The organism is Acidihalobacter prosperus, assembly GCF_000754095.2.
Taxonomy (GTDB): domain Bacteria; phylum Pseudomonadota; class Gammaproteobacteria; order DSM-5130; family Acidihalobacteraceae; genus Acidihalobacter; species Acidihalobacter prosperus.
In genome coordinates, this window is the sequence record NZ_JQSG02000003.1 from 53959 (window position 1) to 69981 (window position 16023).

A 16023-nucleotide genomic window follows, 5' to 3' on the forward strand; every position below is an offset into this window, starting at 1 on the left:
GCCGGGCAGGGGGAACCTGTTAGACTCGGTCAAAATCATAAAGGGGTTCCGTCACACGTCCGTCAGGCTTGATGTGGGAGACGGATTCATCAGGATCCGCGACACAATGCAGGCACTCAGGCTCTCGCTGCTCGGCCCGATCGAAATCGAGTTTCAGAACCGGCAATTTTCGGGCGCGCCGCATGACAAGGGTTTCATGCTGCTGTCCTATCTGGCCGCGGAAAGCGACCGGCCGCACAGCCGCGAAGCGCTGGCCGAAATGCTGTGGCCTGACCTGCCGGCGGAGCGCGGGCGCCACAACCTGCGCCAAACGCTGTTCCGGCTGCGCAGCCTGCTTGGCAACGGTGCCGCGGGCGACTTCCTTGAAACCGACCGCCACCGCGTCTGGTTCAACCGACATAGCGACTACCGCCTCGATCTCGATCAGTTCCTCCATGCGCGCGACGACGACATGGAATCGCTGCTGTACCGCCTCGGTCTCTATCGCGGCATGTTCATGGAAGATCTGCGCAACGAGGCGGGAGAGGATTTCGGGTTGTGGCTGGAGGAGCGACGCGCGCGTACGCATCGCCTGATGCTGACCATGCTGGAAGCGGCCTGCACGCGCTACGAATCCCAGAACGACCCAATGGCTGCATTGCGCTGGGCCGGCCGCTATGTCGAACTCGCCCCTTGGGACGAAGACGGGCACCGCCGCCTGATTCGCCTGCTCGCCGATAACGGCCAGCGCGGCGCCGCCATTGCCCACTACCGCGCCATGGCCGAATCACTCGATCGCGAGTTGGGCATCGCCCCCTCGCCCGAAAGCCGCAGGCTGCTCGAGCGCATCGAACAGACCGCAACCCCGCAAACCGACACCCGGACGCGCAATCCCGCATGGCACGGGGAACACCATGCCGGGCTCGCGCACGAGTACCGGCAGATCACGGTCCTGCGGTGCGGATTCGCCTACCAGGACATCGAGGATCCCGAAGCATTTGCAGAGGAGGTTGCCGAACCGATCGCCCTGGCCGTACGCATCATCGAGGAGCACAACGGCTGGATCGCCGCGGCGCGCAGCACCGGCATCCTGGCGTATTTCGGCTGGCCAACCGCGGACGAGCGCGCCGCCACGCATGCCGTACGCGCCGCCATCGGTGTCGTCAATCAGGTGTCCGATCCGATCGGACGCAAGCTCGCCACCGGCATCCACACCGGCCCCATCATCCTGACCGGCGAAACCTCGCGCCCCGATACCATCGGCATGACCACCGATATCGCGGTGCGTCTGCAGGTGTCCGCGCGTCCAGGCATCATCGCGATCAGCGAAGCCACGCGACGCTGCATACGCGATCATTTCGAACTCACGGCCCTGCCGCCGCTGAGTATGGCGGAACAAAAACGTCCCCTGTCCGTCTGGCGCGTCCATCGGGGCAGCCAGGGCGCACTGATGGACGGCCGTGCGCAGAAACCGCCGCTGATCGGCCGCGATGCCGAACTCGAATGCCTGCTCGACGACTGGGAACAGGCCCAGAGCGGACGATGCACGATCACCGTACTCGTCGGCGATGCCGGCCTGGGCAAGACCCGGCTGTTGCAGGCCCTGCACGAAAAGGCCGACCGCCCCCTGCTGCGGGAGACCTATTGCGATCCCCTGATGCAGCAGACCCCCTACCACCCGATCATGCACTTCTTCCGGCGCCATCTCGATCTGCCGCGGCATTGCCCCGACACGCTCGTGACCCGGGCGCTAAGCGAGCACTATGCCGGGTTCCCGAACCAGGGCGAAGCCATCATCAAGCCATTGCAATGGCTGCTCGCGCGCCCATCGAGTCCCCAGGAGCAGGACACGAATGCCCACAGCGGCGACGGCGAGCGCCATCAGCTGGCCGAGGCCGTCGCCGCCCTGCTGGAAACGAGCGCGGAAGCGACGCCCTTGCTGCTCGTGATCGAGGATCTCCATTGGGCAGACCCTTCCACGCTGGCGCTGCTGGGCTATCTGGCCACGCGGCTCGCCCGGGCACGCGTTCACATCTGTCTGACCATGCGCAGTACCGCCTGCCTTCCCGCCAACCTCATTGACAGGGCCCGGATCCTGCAGCTCCGGCCACTCGACCTGAAGTCCTCGCTCCACCTCACCCAGCGTATCGCCCCGCCCGACAAGACCAGCGGAGACTTCGCCCTGGTGATCGCCAAACAATCGGAAGGCAACCCCTTGTTCATCGTGGAACTGACCCACATGCTCCACGACGATGCCCTGGACGACGCGCTGCCTGGCAAGCTTCAGGAACTGATCAGTACCCGTATCGAGCAGGCCGGCGCAGATAAGCCGCTGCTGCGTGCGGCAGCCATCATCGGCCGCGAATTCAGTACCGCCCATCTTGCCGGTCTGCTCCAGTTGCCGGAAGAAACGGTCTCTGCGGGACTCGATCGCCTGACGCAACGCCATCTCATCGACCAGCCCGCGGACGATAACGAACATTACCACTTCACCCATGCCCTGGTTCACCAGACGACCTATCAATCGGCCACGCGCAGCCAACGGCGGGCACTGCATCAGCAATACGCCGCGCTGCTGCAATCGGAAAACGATCCCGATGCCGGCGCCATCGCCTGGCATCTGACGGAAACGGGCAGTTACGCAGACGCGGTCGGCTGGTGGCTCAAAAGCGGCCGCGACGCAGCCGGCATGGCAGCCTACGTCGAGGCCACCAGTCATTTCGAACGCGGGCTGCAGTTGCTGGAACACAGCCCTGAAAGGGCCCGGTTGTGGAGCATCGAACTCGATCTGCTGATCAATCTGGCCTATCCGCTTGCCATCACCCAAGGGTATTACGGCGCCAAATCGGAACGTCTCTACCGGCGCGCACTGGAGATCAGCAAGGACCACGACGTCGAACCCCGGCAAAGCCTGGCGCTGCTGCGCAGCTATTGGTTCGGTGCCAGCAGCCGCAAGTCCTTCAGCGAAAGCCGCCTGATCGCAGGCCGCATGATCGAACTGGCCGAATCGGTACACGCCAATGCCTTCACGGCACTTGGACACTACCTCTACGGCAATGCCTCACTATGGCTCGGCGACTTTTCCCTCGCCCGGGACCACCTCGAGGAAACGCTGTCCAGGATGGACCGCAAGGATCAGGAAACGGAGCAGTTCCTGCGCAACGACCAGCAGTTCGATGTCACCGCCACCGGCTATCTTGGCTGGAACCTGTGGTTCCTGGGCCATATCGACCGCTCCCTGCGCATGACCCAGCGCGCGGTACACATGGCCGAAACGCGCCACCACCCCGCGACCCTGATGGCCGCGCTCGCCACCTATATCGGCACCCGCATCTGGTGCCAGAGGGCCGACGAGGTGGCCGTGGCAGCCAAGCGTCTCGGTGCGTTGTGCCGGGAACACGGATTCCGCATATGGGACGATGTCGCCGTTCTCGCCGAGGCCTGGGCGAGAACGGTCAACGCCGGGCGCTGCGAGCCCGGCGGACTCGACGAAGCCGAGGAAACCCTCCATCGCGTGGTGACCCTCTGGCCGGGCGGCGCAACGGGATTCCAGTACATACTGCTCGACGCCTGCCTGTTCGCGGCCGACACGACCCGTGGCTGGCGCATACTCTCGCAGGCCTGGACGTCGATGCAGGCGACAGGCTCGCGCGCCTACCATGTGGGCTGCAAGCTCGCCGAGGCGAGGCTGCTTGCCCTGGAAGGGCAGAACCACGAACATTGCCTGCGTGAGGCCATCGAAATCGCCGAGCAGCAACAGGCCCGCAGCCTCGAAATACTCGCCTGGGGACGGCTCGCCAGGCATTATGCCGCGCACGACATTCGGCTTCCGGAAGGCATTCACGAGCGTCTCATCGACATGCTCGATCACTGCTCCGGCATCGAACTCGCCCCTGAACTGGCCTTTATCGAAAAACAGCTCCGCGGCTTTGCCTGAACAGGGGCGGAAGCGCTCCCCGGCCATGGCAATACTGCGGCAAATGTGCAGAATAGGCCGGACATCACCCAACCGGAAGCGCGCGTGAAAGACTTCGTCACCTACGAACAGCCCCTCAACGAACGCATGCGCACCTTTCTGCGCCTCGAGGTGCTCATGGAGCGCCTACGCGCCGCCATGGAGGGCGACGAAACCTGGCGCGCGCATTGCGCCCTCAACTCCCTGCTCGAAATCGTCAGCCTCGTGAACCGGGTTGACGTGAAAAACGACCTCATGCTCGAACTCGACCGCCAGGCCGCCAATATCGGTCGCCTGAGCGCGGTTGCCGGCGTGGACGAAGCCCGCCAGCATGAAATTGTCGAGCGGCTGCGCCACCTCAGCCGCAAACTCCATGAGATGTCAGGACAATTGGCGCAGCACCTGGTGCGCAACGAGTTGCTGGCGAGCATCAAGCAGCGCATGAGCATTCCCGGCGGCACCTGCGACTTTGACCTGCCCGCCTACCACTATTGGCTATCGCGCGACCCGGCATCGCGCAAGAGCGCGCTTCAGGCCTGGGTGAAACCCTTCGATCAGGTCATGGAGGCCACCGAACTCGTGCTCGGCCTGGTACGCGACAGCGCCGTGCCGACCAGCGAACGCGCCAGCCAGGGGTTTTTCCAGCAGACACTGAATCTCGAAACGCCCACTCAGATCCTGCGCGTTCGGGTCGAGGCCAGCCTGCCCGTCTATCCCGAGATCAGCGCGGGCAAACACCGCTTCAGCATCCGTTTTCTGCGCCAGCCCGACATCGCGGAACGCGCCAGCCAGACCGATGAGGACGTCAGCTTCGAGCTGGCGACCTGCGCACTCTGAGATGCCCGTCAGGGTGTGGCGAAAGGCACCCTGATCTCCACCACGCGCTGCGGATATACCAAACGCAGTACCGCAACCCAGTCGACCCGCCCCGAAGCGCAGGCCGGGATCATGGCGCGCGCGCGCCAGACCGGTCGACCGTTGTCGTCCACCCGCCGGAAGGCGAAGCGGTTATCGCCCATGTTCATGCCCGTCATCACAAAACGGACATCGGCGCTGACCGGGTCCGGGCGGGCCCGCAAGGTCAGCGCGAGCGGTGTGAGACTGGCAGGCGTCGAATCGAATTTCAGTGTCACCCGGTAGCCCTGACCGCTTACCGTGCACCCCGCCACCGCGGTCGCGGCGCAGCCTTGCGGCGCCGCCAGTGTGACAACGGGGTCGGCCGCCTGGACGCGCCCGACCGTCAGCGCGCCACCCAGCAACAGACACGCCGTCAGTGCCGGCACCCATTTACGCATGTCGCGCATATGCTTGCCCTCCCTCCCATAAGCCTCGAATGGCGGCAACTCCCTGACCGCCTCGCCTGCGCGCCTCCTCGATGTCAGTCGTGTCGAGCCCACCCAAGGCATACACCGGGAACGGTGCCTGCGCGCACATCGCCTCGAATCCCAGCCAGCCGATCGCCGGTGCACCCGGATGGCTAGCGGTTGGGCGTACCGGCGAGCAGACGGCAAAATCCACGCCCAATCGGCCTGCCAGGACCAGCTCACGCTCGTTGTGACAGGATGCGGCTATGTACAGGTTCTCCAAGTCGAGCCGGCCTTGCACGGTCTGCAGCTGCGACGCAGACAAGTGTACGCCATCCGCCCCCACCACCCGCGCCAGCTCGGGTCGTCCGTTGAGCATCAGTCGGGCGCCGTGACGCCGGCAAACGTCAACGGCCCCCGACGCGAGGAGCCGCAACCGGTGCTCGTCCACGGACTTGGCCCGCAATTGAACCAGGCGCACGCCGCGGCGTAAAGCCGCCTCGATCCCGGCGAAAAACCGTGCCTCGTCGACATCGGGCTCTGGCGTGATCAAATAACGGTCTGGTAGACGAAGCGCGGCCACGATGCCTCGGTTGGCGTCCGGTAGGCTCAACGCGCACAGTGCGGTCTCGTCGAACCAGTCGAATGCCTGCCCTTCCCTGGGCTCCGGTGTGCCGGAGAAGGATTCGACGCGGTACACGTGCAGGCGCACATGCCGCTCCGGATAGCGGTGGGCGATGGAGATGAGCGGACGAATGATCAACGGACGGATGCCGAGTTCCTCATACAACTCGCGATCCAGTGCGGTTTCCGGCGTCTCTCCAGCTTCGATCTTGCCGCCCGGGAATTCCCAGCGCCCCCCCTGATGCGCATCCGCACGGCGTCGCGACAATAGATAGCGACCGTCCTCGCGAACGATCGCGCCGACGGCGACCTGCAACGGCGGCGCGTCATCGGATCGGGCTGCGTCAGCTGCGGTAATCCGCGTTGATGCGCACATACTCGTGGCTCAGGTCGTTGGTCCAGATCCGCGCCGACGCGTCGCCTCGCGACAGATCGATGCGGATCACGATGTCCGACTCGGCCAGAGCGGCTTGCCCCCGTGCTTCCGTGTAGGCGGGGTCGCGACCACCGGCAGTCGCAATGCGAACGCCATTGATATCGAGATCAACCCGCGCAGCATCGAGGTCCGGAATGCCCGAACGCCCGACCGCCGCCAGGATCCTTCCCCAGTTGGGATCGCTGGCGAACAAGGCGGTTTTGACCAGGGGCGAATGCGCCACCGTGAATCCGACCTGGCGCGCCTCGTCTTTGCTGCGCGCGCCGACGACATCGACGGTCACGAATTTGGTCGCCCCCTCGCCGTCGCGGATTACGGCCTGCGCCAGCTGCTGGCAAAGATCCGCAAGCGCAGCCGCAAAGGCGGCATAGCCTGGCGAATCCGCATCGACAATTTCAATGCCCGAGGCGCCCGTCGCCAGCAATGTGCAGGCGTCATTGGTCGAGGTATCGCCATCGACGGTGATGCTGTTGAATGACTCGGCCATGGCGGCATGCAGCACTTTGCCGAGCAGCGCCTCGGGGAGTCCCGCGTCGGTCCCGATGAAGACCAGCAGAGTGGCCATATCGGGGCGGATCATGCCCGCCCCCTTGGCGATTCCCGTCAGCGTCACCGTATGCCCGTCGATCTCGATTTGCCTTGACCCGCCTTTGGGCAGCGTATCGGTGGTCATGATCGTATGCGCGGCATCCAGCCATGCATCTTTTCGAAGATCCGCGAGTGCCGACTCGATGCCATCGGCAAAGCGATCGACCGGCAACGGTTCGCCGATCACGCCGGTCGAAAACGGCAACACGGCGTCGACGGCGCAGCCCCCCCGTTCGGCAAGCAGACGGCAAGTTTCCTGTGCGGCGGCGAGGCCGGCTGCGCCGGTGCCTGCGTTGGCGTTGCCCGCGTTCACCAGCAGGAACCGGGGCGCGGCGATGCCGAGATGCCGGCGCGCCAGTTGAACCGGCGCGGCGCAGAACGCGTTCTTCGTAAACACCGCTGCGCCTCTGGTGCCAGAGGCGGCCTCGATCACCAGCAGATCGTTGCGCGAACGATAGCGGATACCCGCCGCGGCGACGCCCAGTCGCAGCCCGTCGATGGGCAGCAGGGGTGCCGGCAACTGCAAACCGACCGCCATAGCGAGCGCCTCTTAGTTCAGTCGACCGTGACAGTGTTTGAATTTTTTGCCCGAACCGCACCAGCAGGGATCGTTCCGGCCGACCTTGGGGTGATCCCGGCGGTAGGGTTCGGCGCCGCCCTCGGCATCCGCACGCAACCCTTCCGCCGCGCCTTCCTCGTCCTCACCCATGAACGCGCTCTGCGCCTCGGGATGTGAGAACTGCATCTGCGACGATGCACGCTGCATGGCCTCTGCGCGATCGAGCTCTTCCGGCGACACCATCTGGATACGCATGAGCACCGAAACGACTTCGTGCTTCATGGCTTCGAGCATGGACTCGAACATCGTGAAGGCTTCGCGCTTGTACTCCTGCTTCGGATCCTTCTGCGCATAACCGCGCAGACCGATGCCCTGACGCAGGTAGTCCATCGCCGCAAGATGCTCCTTCCACTGGCTGTCGAGCACCTGGAGCATCACGTCCTTTTCGATCCGGAACAGCAATTCCTCGCCGAATTCGGCGGCCTTTGCCGCCATGGCTTCGTCGGCTGCCTTGCCTATGCGCCGACGCAACCCTTGCTCGTCCAGGTGGTCGTCTTCGTCCAGCCACTGCTGCAACGGGAGGCTCAGACCGAAGTCGCGCGCGAGGGCTTCGGTCAGTCCCGCCACATCCCATTGTTCATCAAGGCTGTCCGGCGGGATATGCTCGTCGATGGTCCCGCTGAGGACGTCTTCACGGATGGATTCGACGGTCTCGTGCACGTCCTCGGCCGTCAGTAATTCCCAGCGCTGCTCGTAGATCACCTTGCGCTGATCGTTGGCGACATCATCGTACTCGAGCAGGTTTTTGCGGATGTCGAAATTGTGACCCTCGACCTTGCGCTGCGCATTTTCGATCGCCCGTGTCACCCATGCGTTCTCGATCGCCTCGCCCTGCTGCATGCCTAGGCGCTGCATCAGCCCCTTGACGCGGTCGGAAGCGAAGATACGCATCAGATTGTCTTCAAGCGACAGGTAAAACCGCGTGGACCCCGGATCGCCTTGGCGCCCGGCGCGGCCACGCAGCTGATTGTCGATACGGCGCGACTCATGACGTTCCGTACCGATGATATGCAGGCCGCCGGCATTGACTACGGCCTCGTGGCGGATCTGCCAGGCCTCGCGTAGCTCGGCACGTCGGGCATCGTCCAACTCGTCGTGATTGGCGTACTCAGCCTCGAGGCTGCCGCCCAGAACGATGTCGGTACCGCGGCCCGCCATGTTGGTCGCGATGGTGACCGCACCGGGCATGCCGGCTTCGGCCACGATCTGTGCCTCTCGCTGATGCTGCTTGGCATTGAGCACCTCGTGGCGAATGCCGAGCTTTTTGAGCTTGCCGGAAAGATATTCGGAGGTCTCGATCGAGGCCGTGCCGACCAGCACCGGACGCTGCGCTTCGACGCACCCGCGTATATCCTCGATGATGGCTTCGAACTTCTCTTCCGCGGTCAGGTAGATCAGGTCGTGGTAATCCTTGCGCGCCAGCGGGCGGTTGGTGGGGATGACGACCACCTCCAGCCCGTAGATCTGCTGGAATTCGTAGGCCTCGGTATCCGCCGTGCCCGTCATGCCAGACAGTCGCTCGTACAGCCGGAAATAGTTCTGGAAGGTGATCGACGCGAGCGTTTGATTCTCGTTCTGGATGCGCACGCCTTCCTTGGCCTCCACGGCTTGGTGCAAACCCTCGGACCAGCGCCGTCCGGGCATGGTGCGCCCCGTGAACTCGTCGACGATGATGATCTCGCCGTCCTTGACGATGTAGTCCACATTGCGCTGGTAGAGCGCATGCGCGCGCAAGGCCGCATTCAGGTGGTGCATCAGGCCGATGTTGGCGACATCGTACAGACTGGTGCCGGGCTCCAGCAGACCTGCCTCGTCAAGCAGCGCCTCGACATGCTGGTGCCCCTCCTCGGACAACAGCACCTGCTTGAGTTTTTCATCGACCAGATAATCGCCTTCCGACTCTTCGTCCGCCTGAGGCGAGAGGTTGGGTATCAGCTCGTTGATCTTGAGGTAGAGCTCGGAATTTTCATTGGTGGGCCCGGAGATGATCAACGGCGTACGCGCCTCGTCGATCAGGATCGAGTCCACCTCGTCGACCACGGCATAGTAGAGCGGACGCTGCACACGCTCCTCGACACTGAAGGCCATGTTGTCGCGCAGGTAGTCGAAGCCGAACTCGTTATTCGTGCCATAAGTGATGTCGGCCCCGTAGGCCGCGCGTCGCTGCTCGGAATCCAGCCCACCCACGATGACGCCGGTGCTCAGGCCGAGAAATCCGTACAGGCGCCCCATCTGGGCCGCATCGCGGCTCGCCAGATAGTCGTTCACGGTAATCACGTGCACGCCGCGCCCGGTCAGCGCGTTGAGGTAGACAGGCAGTGTGGCGACCAGCGTCTTGCCCTCGCCGGTCTTCATCTCGGCGATCTTGCCCTCGTGCAGTACCATGCCGCCAATCATCTGGACGTCATAGTGCCGCATGCCCAGTACCCGGCGGCTCGCTTCCCGCACGGTCGCGAAGGCCTCCGGCATCAGGTCGTCCAGCGCCTCGCCTTTGGCAAGGCGCTGTTTGAACTCCTCCGTCTTTACCTTAAGCGCGGCATCGTCCAGCGCCTCCAGCGAGGATTCCAGTTCGTTGATCCGGGCGACCAGACGCCCATAGCGCTTGACCTGACGTTCGTTACGACTACCGAAAACCTTGGTTAGGACCTTGCCGAGCATGCGCAGCCATCCGCCTTATGCGTTTTAGGGAGGGGCAATGAATGCGGAATGGTAGCAGAAACCGGCGCGCCAGGTCGCGCGCCCGAAGTCAGCTGCGGCGCTTGCGGATGAAGCGCAGCGGATTGATTGGATGCCCCTGATAGCGCACCTCAAGATGAACATGCGGCCCCGTGGAGCGGCCTGTGGAACCCAGTTGGGCGATGACCTGTCCCTGGCGGATCACCTCGCCGACCTTGACGTCGACACGCTCGTTATGTCCGTAGATGGTCGCATAGCCGTCGCCGCTGGCGATCTCGACCATGTTCCCGTAGCCGCCATCCGGACCCGCATGGGTCACGATACCGCCTGCCACCGCATGTACCGCCTCGCCCTCACGTCCCGCGAAGTCGATGCCGGGATGAAATTCTGGACGACCGGTGAACGGATCCGTACGCATGCCGTAATAGGACGAGATCCAGCCCTTTTCGATCGGCCAGCCCTTGGGCGTGGTTTCCGCACGCAGATGACGTCGGGTCAGGACCTGGCCGAGCACCTCAAGCTGTGCCTGGCGCTCGTTGAGTTGCTGTGAAAGCGCATCGAGTTGCTGCTGGATGTCGGGTGCGCTGAAATGACCGTCCTCGTGTTTCGGTTCTGGGCCACCCTGGCCGGGCGGGTGACCGAAATCGAACTCACGGGGGTCGAGGTTGGCCATCTTGACCAACTTGCCGCCCAACGCGTCCAAGCGCATCACATCGGCCTGCAAGGCCCCCAGGCGACGCGTGAGCGCGTCAATCCGCGCATCGGCCGTCTCCCGAGTCACCTTCACTTCGCGCTGCGACTGTGCGATGGATTGTTGCCAGTTTTCCACGAGGTTGCGCACACCGTATTTCTGGCCGACCCAATAGCCGGCATACAGCATGCCCAGGGCCAAGATTGCCAGCACACCTGCCAGACCGAGCCAGTGATGCCAGCGGCCGACCGACAGATGACGGCTGCCGCCGCCCTTTCCACCCAATACAATGATATCCATGGCCATGAGTCTTCTAAGTCCCGCACACCATCGTTATCGACTCGCTGCCCGCGATGTTTACCAGTAGTCCCGCCACCCGGTCACCCTGTATATTGATTACAGTATCGAATTGCCCCGATCGACCAACACCGACTCCAGACGAGCGGCCGTTATATCCCGACGAGTCCGACGCGCGCGCCAGTATGCAACATGCCAGTCAGTTTTTGCCCGCCACCCTGATGGAACGCGCCAAGCGGATGTCCCGCATCTCCGCGATGATCAGGTCCGCGCTGACGCCCGAATTATCGGGGCATGTCTGGTTTGCCGGAATCGAAGACGACACCGCCCACCTGCTCACCGACAACGGCAGTTGGGTCGCACCGCTACGCTTCCAACAGCAGATGCTGCTGGAGCGACTCAATGAAGTCGTGGGGCCGAGCAGATGCGCACGCATCAGCATCCGGGTCGTCCCCGAGGGGCTGCCGCCGCAAGGCTGAAGCATCGATCGCGCGAATCAGGCCATCGAAACCGCCGGCTGAGCATAGGAAATCGGCGCGAGGCGTTCGTCGTCGAAGGTGACCTCTTCCCAAGCATCCTCCTGCTCGATCAACGTACGCAGGAGCCGGTTATTCAAGGCATGGCCGGACTTGTAGCCGGTGAACGCACCGATCAGGCTGTGACCCAGCAGATAGAGGTCGCCAATGGCATCCAGCACCTTGTGCTTGACGAACTCGTCCTCGTAACGCAGCCCATCCTCATTGAGTACCCGATAATCGTCGAGCACGACCGCGTTCTCCAGGCTGCCGCCGAGCGCCAGATTGCGTGCACGGAGGGTCTCGATGTCACGCATGAAGCCGAAGGTTCTGGCACGACTGACTTCCTTCACGAAGGACGTGCTGGAGAAGTCCAGTTCGGTGAACTGGACCCCGTTCTTGAACATCGGATGGTCAAAGTCGATGCCGAAGCCCACCTTGAAGCCATCGAACGGCTCGAAACGCGCCCACTTGTCGCCATCCTCGACAGTAACCCGTCGCTTGATCCGGATATAGCGCTTGGGCGCATGCTGCTCCACGATGCCGGCCGACTGAATCAGAAACACGAAGGGACCGGCGCTGCCGTCCATGATCGGCACCTCCGGCGCACTGACATCGACGGTCAGGTTGTCGATGCCGAGTCCGGCTACCGCGGACAGCAGATGCTCGACGGTGGAAATCGAAACGCCCGCCTGCACCAGCGTGGTCGACAGCCGGGTATCGCCCACGTTCTGTGGGGTGGCCTTGATCGCGACCGGGGGGTCAAGGTCGACGCGCCGGAATACCACGCCCGCATCCACGGGCGCCGGATGCAGCGTGAGCAATACCTTTTCGCCGGTATGGAGCCCCACCCCCGTTGCGCGAATCGCGTTCTTAAGCGTGCGCTGCCTGATCAATGCCTGTATCCCCTATGCATGATTCGTCCTTGACGACACGGAAGCCCCACCCGAAACGTTCCGCACCCATCAATTAGAGCAATTTCCGCGCCATGCGCATGACGCAGACGCTCGGCGGGCCGATTACCCGATAAACGACCCATATTAGCGCAGACTACCCGACCACGCACCATTTTTGCGCGTGCAGCCGGATCAGTCCGCCTGCTTGCGCAAAAACGCGGGAATGTCGAGGTAATCCGTTCCCGTCATCTGACGTCCCGCAGGCTCTTCGTGTCGATGCGGCTTGCGGATCACCGTGGGACGGTCGTATTCCTTGTAATTACCGCGCACCTGACGCTCGCCCTCGGTCTTGACGAAGGGAGAGGGCGGCACCTCGGCCTCGGTCGCCCGATTGCCGAGCCCGGTCGCCACCAGGGTCACGCGCACCTCGTCCTGCATGTCCGGATCGATGACGGTGCCGATGACGACGGTGGCATCATTCTGCGCCAGCGCCTCGATCTCCGACCCCACCGACTCGAACTCGTCCATGGCAAAGTCGAGGCCCGCGGTGATGTTGACAAGAATGCCCTTGGCACCGGCGATGTTCACATCTTCCAGCAGCGGGCTGGAAATCGCGGCCTGCGCTGCGGTGCGCGCGCGGCCATCCCCGCTGCCGGTACCGGTGCCCATCATTGCCATGCCCATTTCGGACATTACCGTGCGCACGTCGGCAAAGTCGACGTTGATCAGTCCCGGCCGCGTGATCAGCTCGGCGATCCCCTGGACTGCACCATAGAGCACGTTGTTGGCCGCCTTGAAGGCATCGAGCAGGGTTACGCCCTTGCCGAGCACCGACAGCAGCTTTTCGTTCGGGATGGTAATCAGTGAGTCGACGTATTTGCCGAGTTCCTCGATGCCGGCCTTGGCCGCACTCATGCGCCTGCGTCCCTCGAAGGGGAAGGGTTTGGTGATGACTGCAACGGTGAGGATGCCCATTTCGCGGGCAATCTGCGCGACGACGGGCGCCGCACCGGTACCCGTGCCGCCACCCATGCCTGCGGTGATGAACAGCATGTCCGCACCCTCGATGACCTCGCGGATGCGGTCGCGGTCCTCCATGGCCGCCTGTCGCCCAAGCTCCGGATTGGCGCCTGCGCCCAGCCCCTTGGTGATGTTGGTGCCCAGCTGCAGCACGGTCTGCGCACTATGGTTTTTGAGCGCCTGGGCATCCGTATTGGCGCAGATGAAATCCACGCCCTCGATACTGGCGTTAACCATATGCTGCACGGCATTGCCGCCGCCGCCACCGACGCCGATGACCTTGATGACCGCATCCGGTGCAAATGAATCTACGAGTTCAAACATGACAACCTCCCAAATCCGTCACGGATTCAACAATTCAGAAATTTCCCTGGAACCAACTTTTCATGCGATGCCAAACGCCTTCCGTTGAAGTCGGCGCGCGATGTCGCTCCAAACGTCCGCTACCGCGTCCCTGGCTGCCATACAACACCAGGCCGACCCCGGTCGCGTGAATCGGGTTGCGTACCACGTCCGCGAGGCCGTAGACGTGCTGCGGCACGCCGAGCCGTACGGGCATGTGAAATACCTCTTCTGCAAGATCGAGGGCTCCCTCCATCTTCGATGACCCGCCGGTGAGCACGATGCCCGCGGCGATCAGATCCTCGTATCCGCTGCGCCTGAGCTCGGCCTGCACCAGGCTGAGCAGCTCCTCGTAACGCGGCTCGACCACTTCCGCGAGCGTCTGCCGCGAAAGACGGCGCGGCGGCCGGTCGCCGACGCTCGGCACCTCGATCGTCTCTTCCGGATTGGCGAGCTGACGCAGCGCACAGGCGTATTTGATCTTGATTTCCTCGGCGTACTGGGTCGGCGTGCGCAGCGCGACGGCGATATCGTTGGTCACCTGGTCGCCGGCAATCGGGATCACGGCCGTATGCCGGATCGCGCCGTCGGTGAACACGGCGAGATCCGTGGTGCCACCACCAATATCGACCAGACACACGCCGAGCTCCTTTTCGTCGTCGGTCAGCACCGAATAGCTTGATGCGAGCTGTTCGAGGATGATGTCCTCGACCTCGAGCCCACAGCGGCGCACACACTTGATGATGTTCTGCGCCGCGCTCACTGCGCCGGTGACCAGATGCACCTTGGCCTCCAGGCGCACGCCGGACATGCCCACCGGCTCATGGATGCCTTCCTGGTCGTCAATGATGAATTCCTGCGGCAGGATGTGCAGCACCTGCTGGTCGGCCGGGATCGCCACCGCCTTGGCGGCATCGATCACGCGATCGACATCGTTCTGGGTGACCTCCTTGTCCTTGATCGCGACGATGCCGTGCGAGTTGAGGCTGCGTATGTGGCTGCCCGCGATCCCGGCATACACCGAATGGATCTGCACGCCGGCCATCAGCTCGGCCTCCTCGACCGCCCTTTGCATCGACTGGACGGTGGATTCGATATTGACCACCACGCCTTTCTTCAGACCGCGCGAGGGATGCGAACCGATGCCCACGATGTCGATCGCGCCCTCGGCGTTGATTTCGCCGACGATGGCGACCACCTTCGAGGTGCCGATATCGAGCCCCACGATCATGCCCCTGTCCGCACGCTTGGACATCCTTACTACTCCTTGGCGGGGGCCGTGGCCCCATCGGTTTTTGGGTGTTTCCAGGCCACGGCAAAGCCGTTGGGATAACGCAGGTCGATACGATCGATCCGCTTGGCCCTAGGCGCCAGCACGCGTGCATACACGGCGGCGAGGCGCGCCATGCGACGCATATCCCAGTCGCGCCCGATGACCAGCTCGATGCCGTTCGCAAACCACAGCCGATAGGCGCGGCGCGCGTCCTCGCTCAGGGCGATCACCTGCAGACCGTCGGCTGAAAACAACGTGCTGGCCTCGCGGTAGTGCTGCATCAGTTCAGACTCCTTGCCTTGCGGGCCGTCCAGCGAAGGCAGGCCCTTGGGAAACGTCGACAACGGCGGCTTGAACACCTCGCCCTGCCGATTCAGCAAGGCGTCCTTGCCCCAATAGGCAAACGGCTGTTGAGGCTGCAGGCGGATCAGCAGGGTATCCGGCCAGCGGCGCTGCACATTGGCGCGATAGACCCATGGGATCGCAGTCAGCGCCTTGGCCACGGCATTGAGATCGACCCCGAAAAAGCCGCCGCCGAGCATCGGTGCCACGATACGCCTGACCTGCGCGGGGGAGACATCGTGCCCCGCGCCCTCGACTCTCACGACACGGACCGGCAGCGTGGACGGCGACAACAGCCAATCGCGCAGTGCATTGGCGCCGAAGCCCACCGCGCCCAGCAGGACCAGCACCGCGAGCGGCCTCGCCCAGCGTCGCGCCCCGGCCCGCAGGTCGTGGGATCGGTCGACGGCACCGGACGGCGGTCGGCGTCGACTGGTCATTGCTGGCATGGGCTTGCGTCCTTTGC

12 protein-coding genes are annotated in these 16023 nt (G+C 63.7%); 3 read left to right on the top strand and 9 right to left on the bottom strand.

Translation table 11 applies throughout. The annotated features are described in order from the left end of the window. The first annotated feature begins 106 nt into the window (after positions 1 to 106). Together THPRO_RS06985 and zapD are read left to right on the top strand one after the other, a co-directional pair. Positions 107 to 3916 (top strand): AAA family ATPase, encoded by a 3810-nt coding sequence (locus tag THPRO_RS06985; protein WP_065089421.1) that lies wholly within the window; start codon positions 107 to 109, stop codon positions 3914 to 3916. A gap of 84 nt (positions 3917 to 4000) precedes the next feature. Beyond that, complete coding sequence (gene zapD, locus THPRO_RS06990; RefSeq protein WP_038088915.1) at positions 4001 to 4771, top strand: cell division protein ZapD; 771 nt, start codon at positions 4001 to 4003, stop codon at positions 4769 to 4771. 8 nt (positions 4772 to 4779) lie between these two features. Here the strand turns inward: zapD and THPRO_RS06995 are convergent, their stop codons facing one another. The 5 genes from THPRO_RS06995 to THPRO_RS07015 all read right to left on the bottom strand — a co-directional run bounded on the left by THPRO_RS06995 (position 4780) and on the right by THPRO_RS07015 (position 11172). Continuing rightward, positions 4780 to 5238 (bottom strand): hypothetical protein, encoded by a 459-nt coding sequence (locus tag THPRO_RS06995; RefSeq protein WP_065089422.1) that lies wholly within the window; start codon positions 5236 to 5238, stop codon positions 4780 to 4782. Further along, a complete protein-coding gene (locus THPRO_RS07000; RefSeq protein WP_052064234.1) occupies positions 5222 to 6238 on the bottom strand; it encodes a Nudix family hydrolase in 1017 nt (338 codons plus the stop codon). Before THPRO_RS07000 ends, THPRO_RS06995 begins: the two co-directional genes overlap by 17 nt. Continuing rightward, on the bottom strand, positions 6207 to 7424 hold the full coding sequence (argJ, locus tag THPRO_RS07005; protein ID WP_038088924.1) for a bifunctional glutamate N-acetyltransferase/amino-acid acetyltransferase ArgJ: 1218 nt from the start codon (positions 7422 to 7424) through the stop codon (positions 6207 to 6209). The genes THPRO_RS07000 and argJ overlap by 32 nt, the downstream gene beginning before the upstream one ends. A 12-nt stretch (positions 7425 to 7436) precedes the next feature. Further along, positions 7437 to 10163 carry a preprotein translocase subunit SecA gene (gene secA, locus THPRO_RS07010; RefSeq protein WP_065089423.1) on the bottom strand — a complete coding sequence of 909 codons (2727 nt, stop codon included), beginning with the start codon at positions 10161 to 10163 and terminating at the stop codon, positions 7437 to 7439. Between the two features lie 88 nt (positions 10164 to 10251). Next, on the bottom strand, positions 10252 to 11172 hold the full coding sequence (locus tag THPRO_RS07015; RefSeq protein ID WP_038088927.1) for a M23 family metallopeptidase: 921 nt from the start codon (positions 11170 to 11172) through the stop codon (positions 10252 to 10254). Positions 11173 to 11354: 182 nt separating this feature from the next. Here THPRO_RS07015 and THPRO_RS07020 point away from each other — a divergent pair, with 182 nt between their 5' ends. Beyond that, positions 11355 to 11648 carry a DciA family protein gene (locus THPRO_RS07020; protein WP_038088931.1) on the top strand — a complete coding sequence of 98 codons (294 nt, stop codon included), beginning with the start codon at positions 11355 to 11357 and terminating at the stop codon, positions 11646 to 11648. Between the two features lie 17 nt (positions 11649 to 11665). Here THPRO_RS07020 and lpxC read toward each other — a convergent pair whose 3' ends face one another. From lpxC to THPRO_RS07040, 4 genes are all read right to left on the bottom strand, one after another. After that, on the bottom strand, positions 11666 to 12580 hold the full coding sequence (gene lpxC, locus THPRO_RS07025) for a UDP-3-O-acyl-N-acetylglucosamine deacetylase (RefSeq protein WP_038088934.1): 915 nt from the start codon (positions 12578 to 12580) through the stop codon (positions 11666 to 11668). Positions 12581 to 12772: 192 nt separating this feature from the next. Then, a complete protein-coding gene (gene ftsZ / locus THPRO_RS07030) occupies positions 12773 to 13924 on the bottom strand; it encodes a cell division protein FtsZ (protein ID WP_065089424.1) in 1152 nt (383 codons plus the stop codon). Positions 13925 to 13958: 34 nt separating this feature from the next. After that, positions 13959 to 15197, bottom strand: coding sequence for a cell division protein FtsA (gene ftsA / locus THPRO_RS07035; protein WP_038088936.1), 1239 nt, complete (start codon positions 15195 to 15197; stop codon positions 13959 to 13961). Positions 15198 to 15202: 5 nt separating this feature from the next. Then, on the bottom strand, positions 15203 to 16006 hold the full coding sequence (locus tag THPRO_RS07040; RefSeq protein WP_161489948.1) for a cell division protein FtsQ/DivIB: 804 nt from the start codon (positions 16004 to 16006) through the stop codon (positions 15203 to 15205). Positions 16007 to 16023 lie beyond the last annotated feature (17 nt).

What these genes read in the sequence shown, in the direction of transcription:
- THPRO_RS06995 (WP_065089422.1), bottom strand. Translation starts at nt 5,238, where the DNA reads ATGCGCGACATGCGTAAATGGGTGCCGGCACTGACGGCGTGTCTGTTG.
- THPRO_RS07015 (WP_038088927.1), bottom strand. Translation starts at nt 11,172, where the DNA reads ATGGATATCATTGTATTGGGTGGAAAGGGCGGCGGCAGCCGTCATCTG.
- THPRO_RS07000 (WP_052064234.1), bottom strand. Translation starts at nt 6,238, where the DNA reads ATGTGCGCATCAACGCGGATTACCGCAGCTGACGCAGCCCGATCCGAT.
- ftsZ (WP_065089424.1), bottom strand. Translation starts at nt 13,924, where the DNA reads ATGTTTGAACTCGTAGATTCATTTGCACCGGATGCGGTCATCAAGGTC.
- secA (WP_065089423.1), bottom strand. Translation starts at nt 10,163, where the DNA reads ATGCTCGGCAAGGTCCTAACCAAGGTTTTCGGTAGTCGTAACGAACGT.
- argJ (WP_038088924.1), bottom strand. Translation starts at nt 7,424, where the DNA reads ATGGCGGTCGGTTTGCAGTTGCCGGCACCCCTGCTGCCCATCGACGGG.
- THPRO_RS07040 (WP_161489948.1), bottom strand. Translation starts at nt 16,006, where the DNA reads ATGCCAGCAATGACCAGTCGACGCCGACCGCCGTCCGGTGCCGTCGAC.
- THPRO_RS07020 (WP_038088931.1), top strand. Translation starts at nt 11,355, where the DNA reads ATGCAACATGCCAGTCAGTTTTTGCCCGCCACCCTGATGGAACGCGCC.
- ftsA (WP_038088936.1), bottom strand. Translation starts at nt 15,197, where the DNA reads ATGTCCAAGCGTGCGGACAGGGGCATGATCGTGGGGCTCGATATCGGC.
- THPRO_RS06985 (WP_065089421.1), top strand. Translation starts at nt 107, where the DNA reads ATGCAGGCACTCAGGCTCTCGCTGCTCGGCCCGATCGAAATCGAGTTT.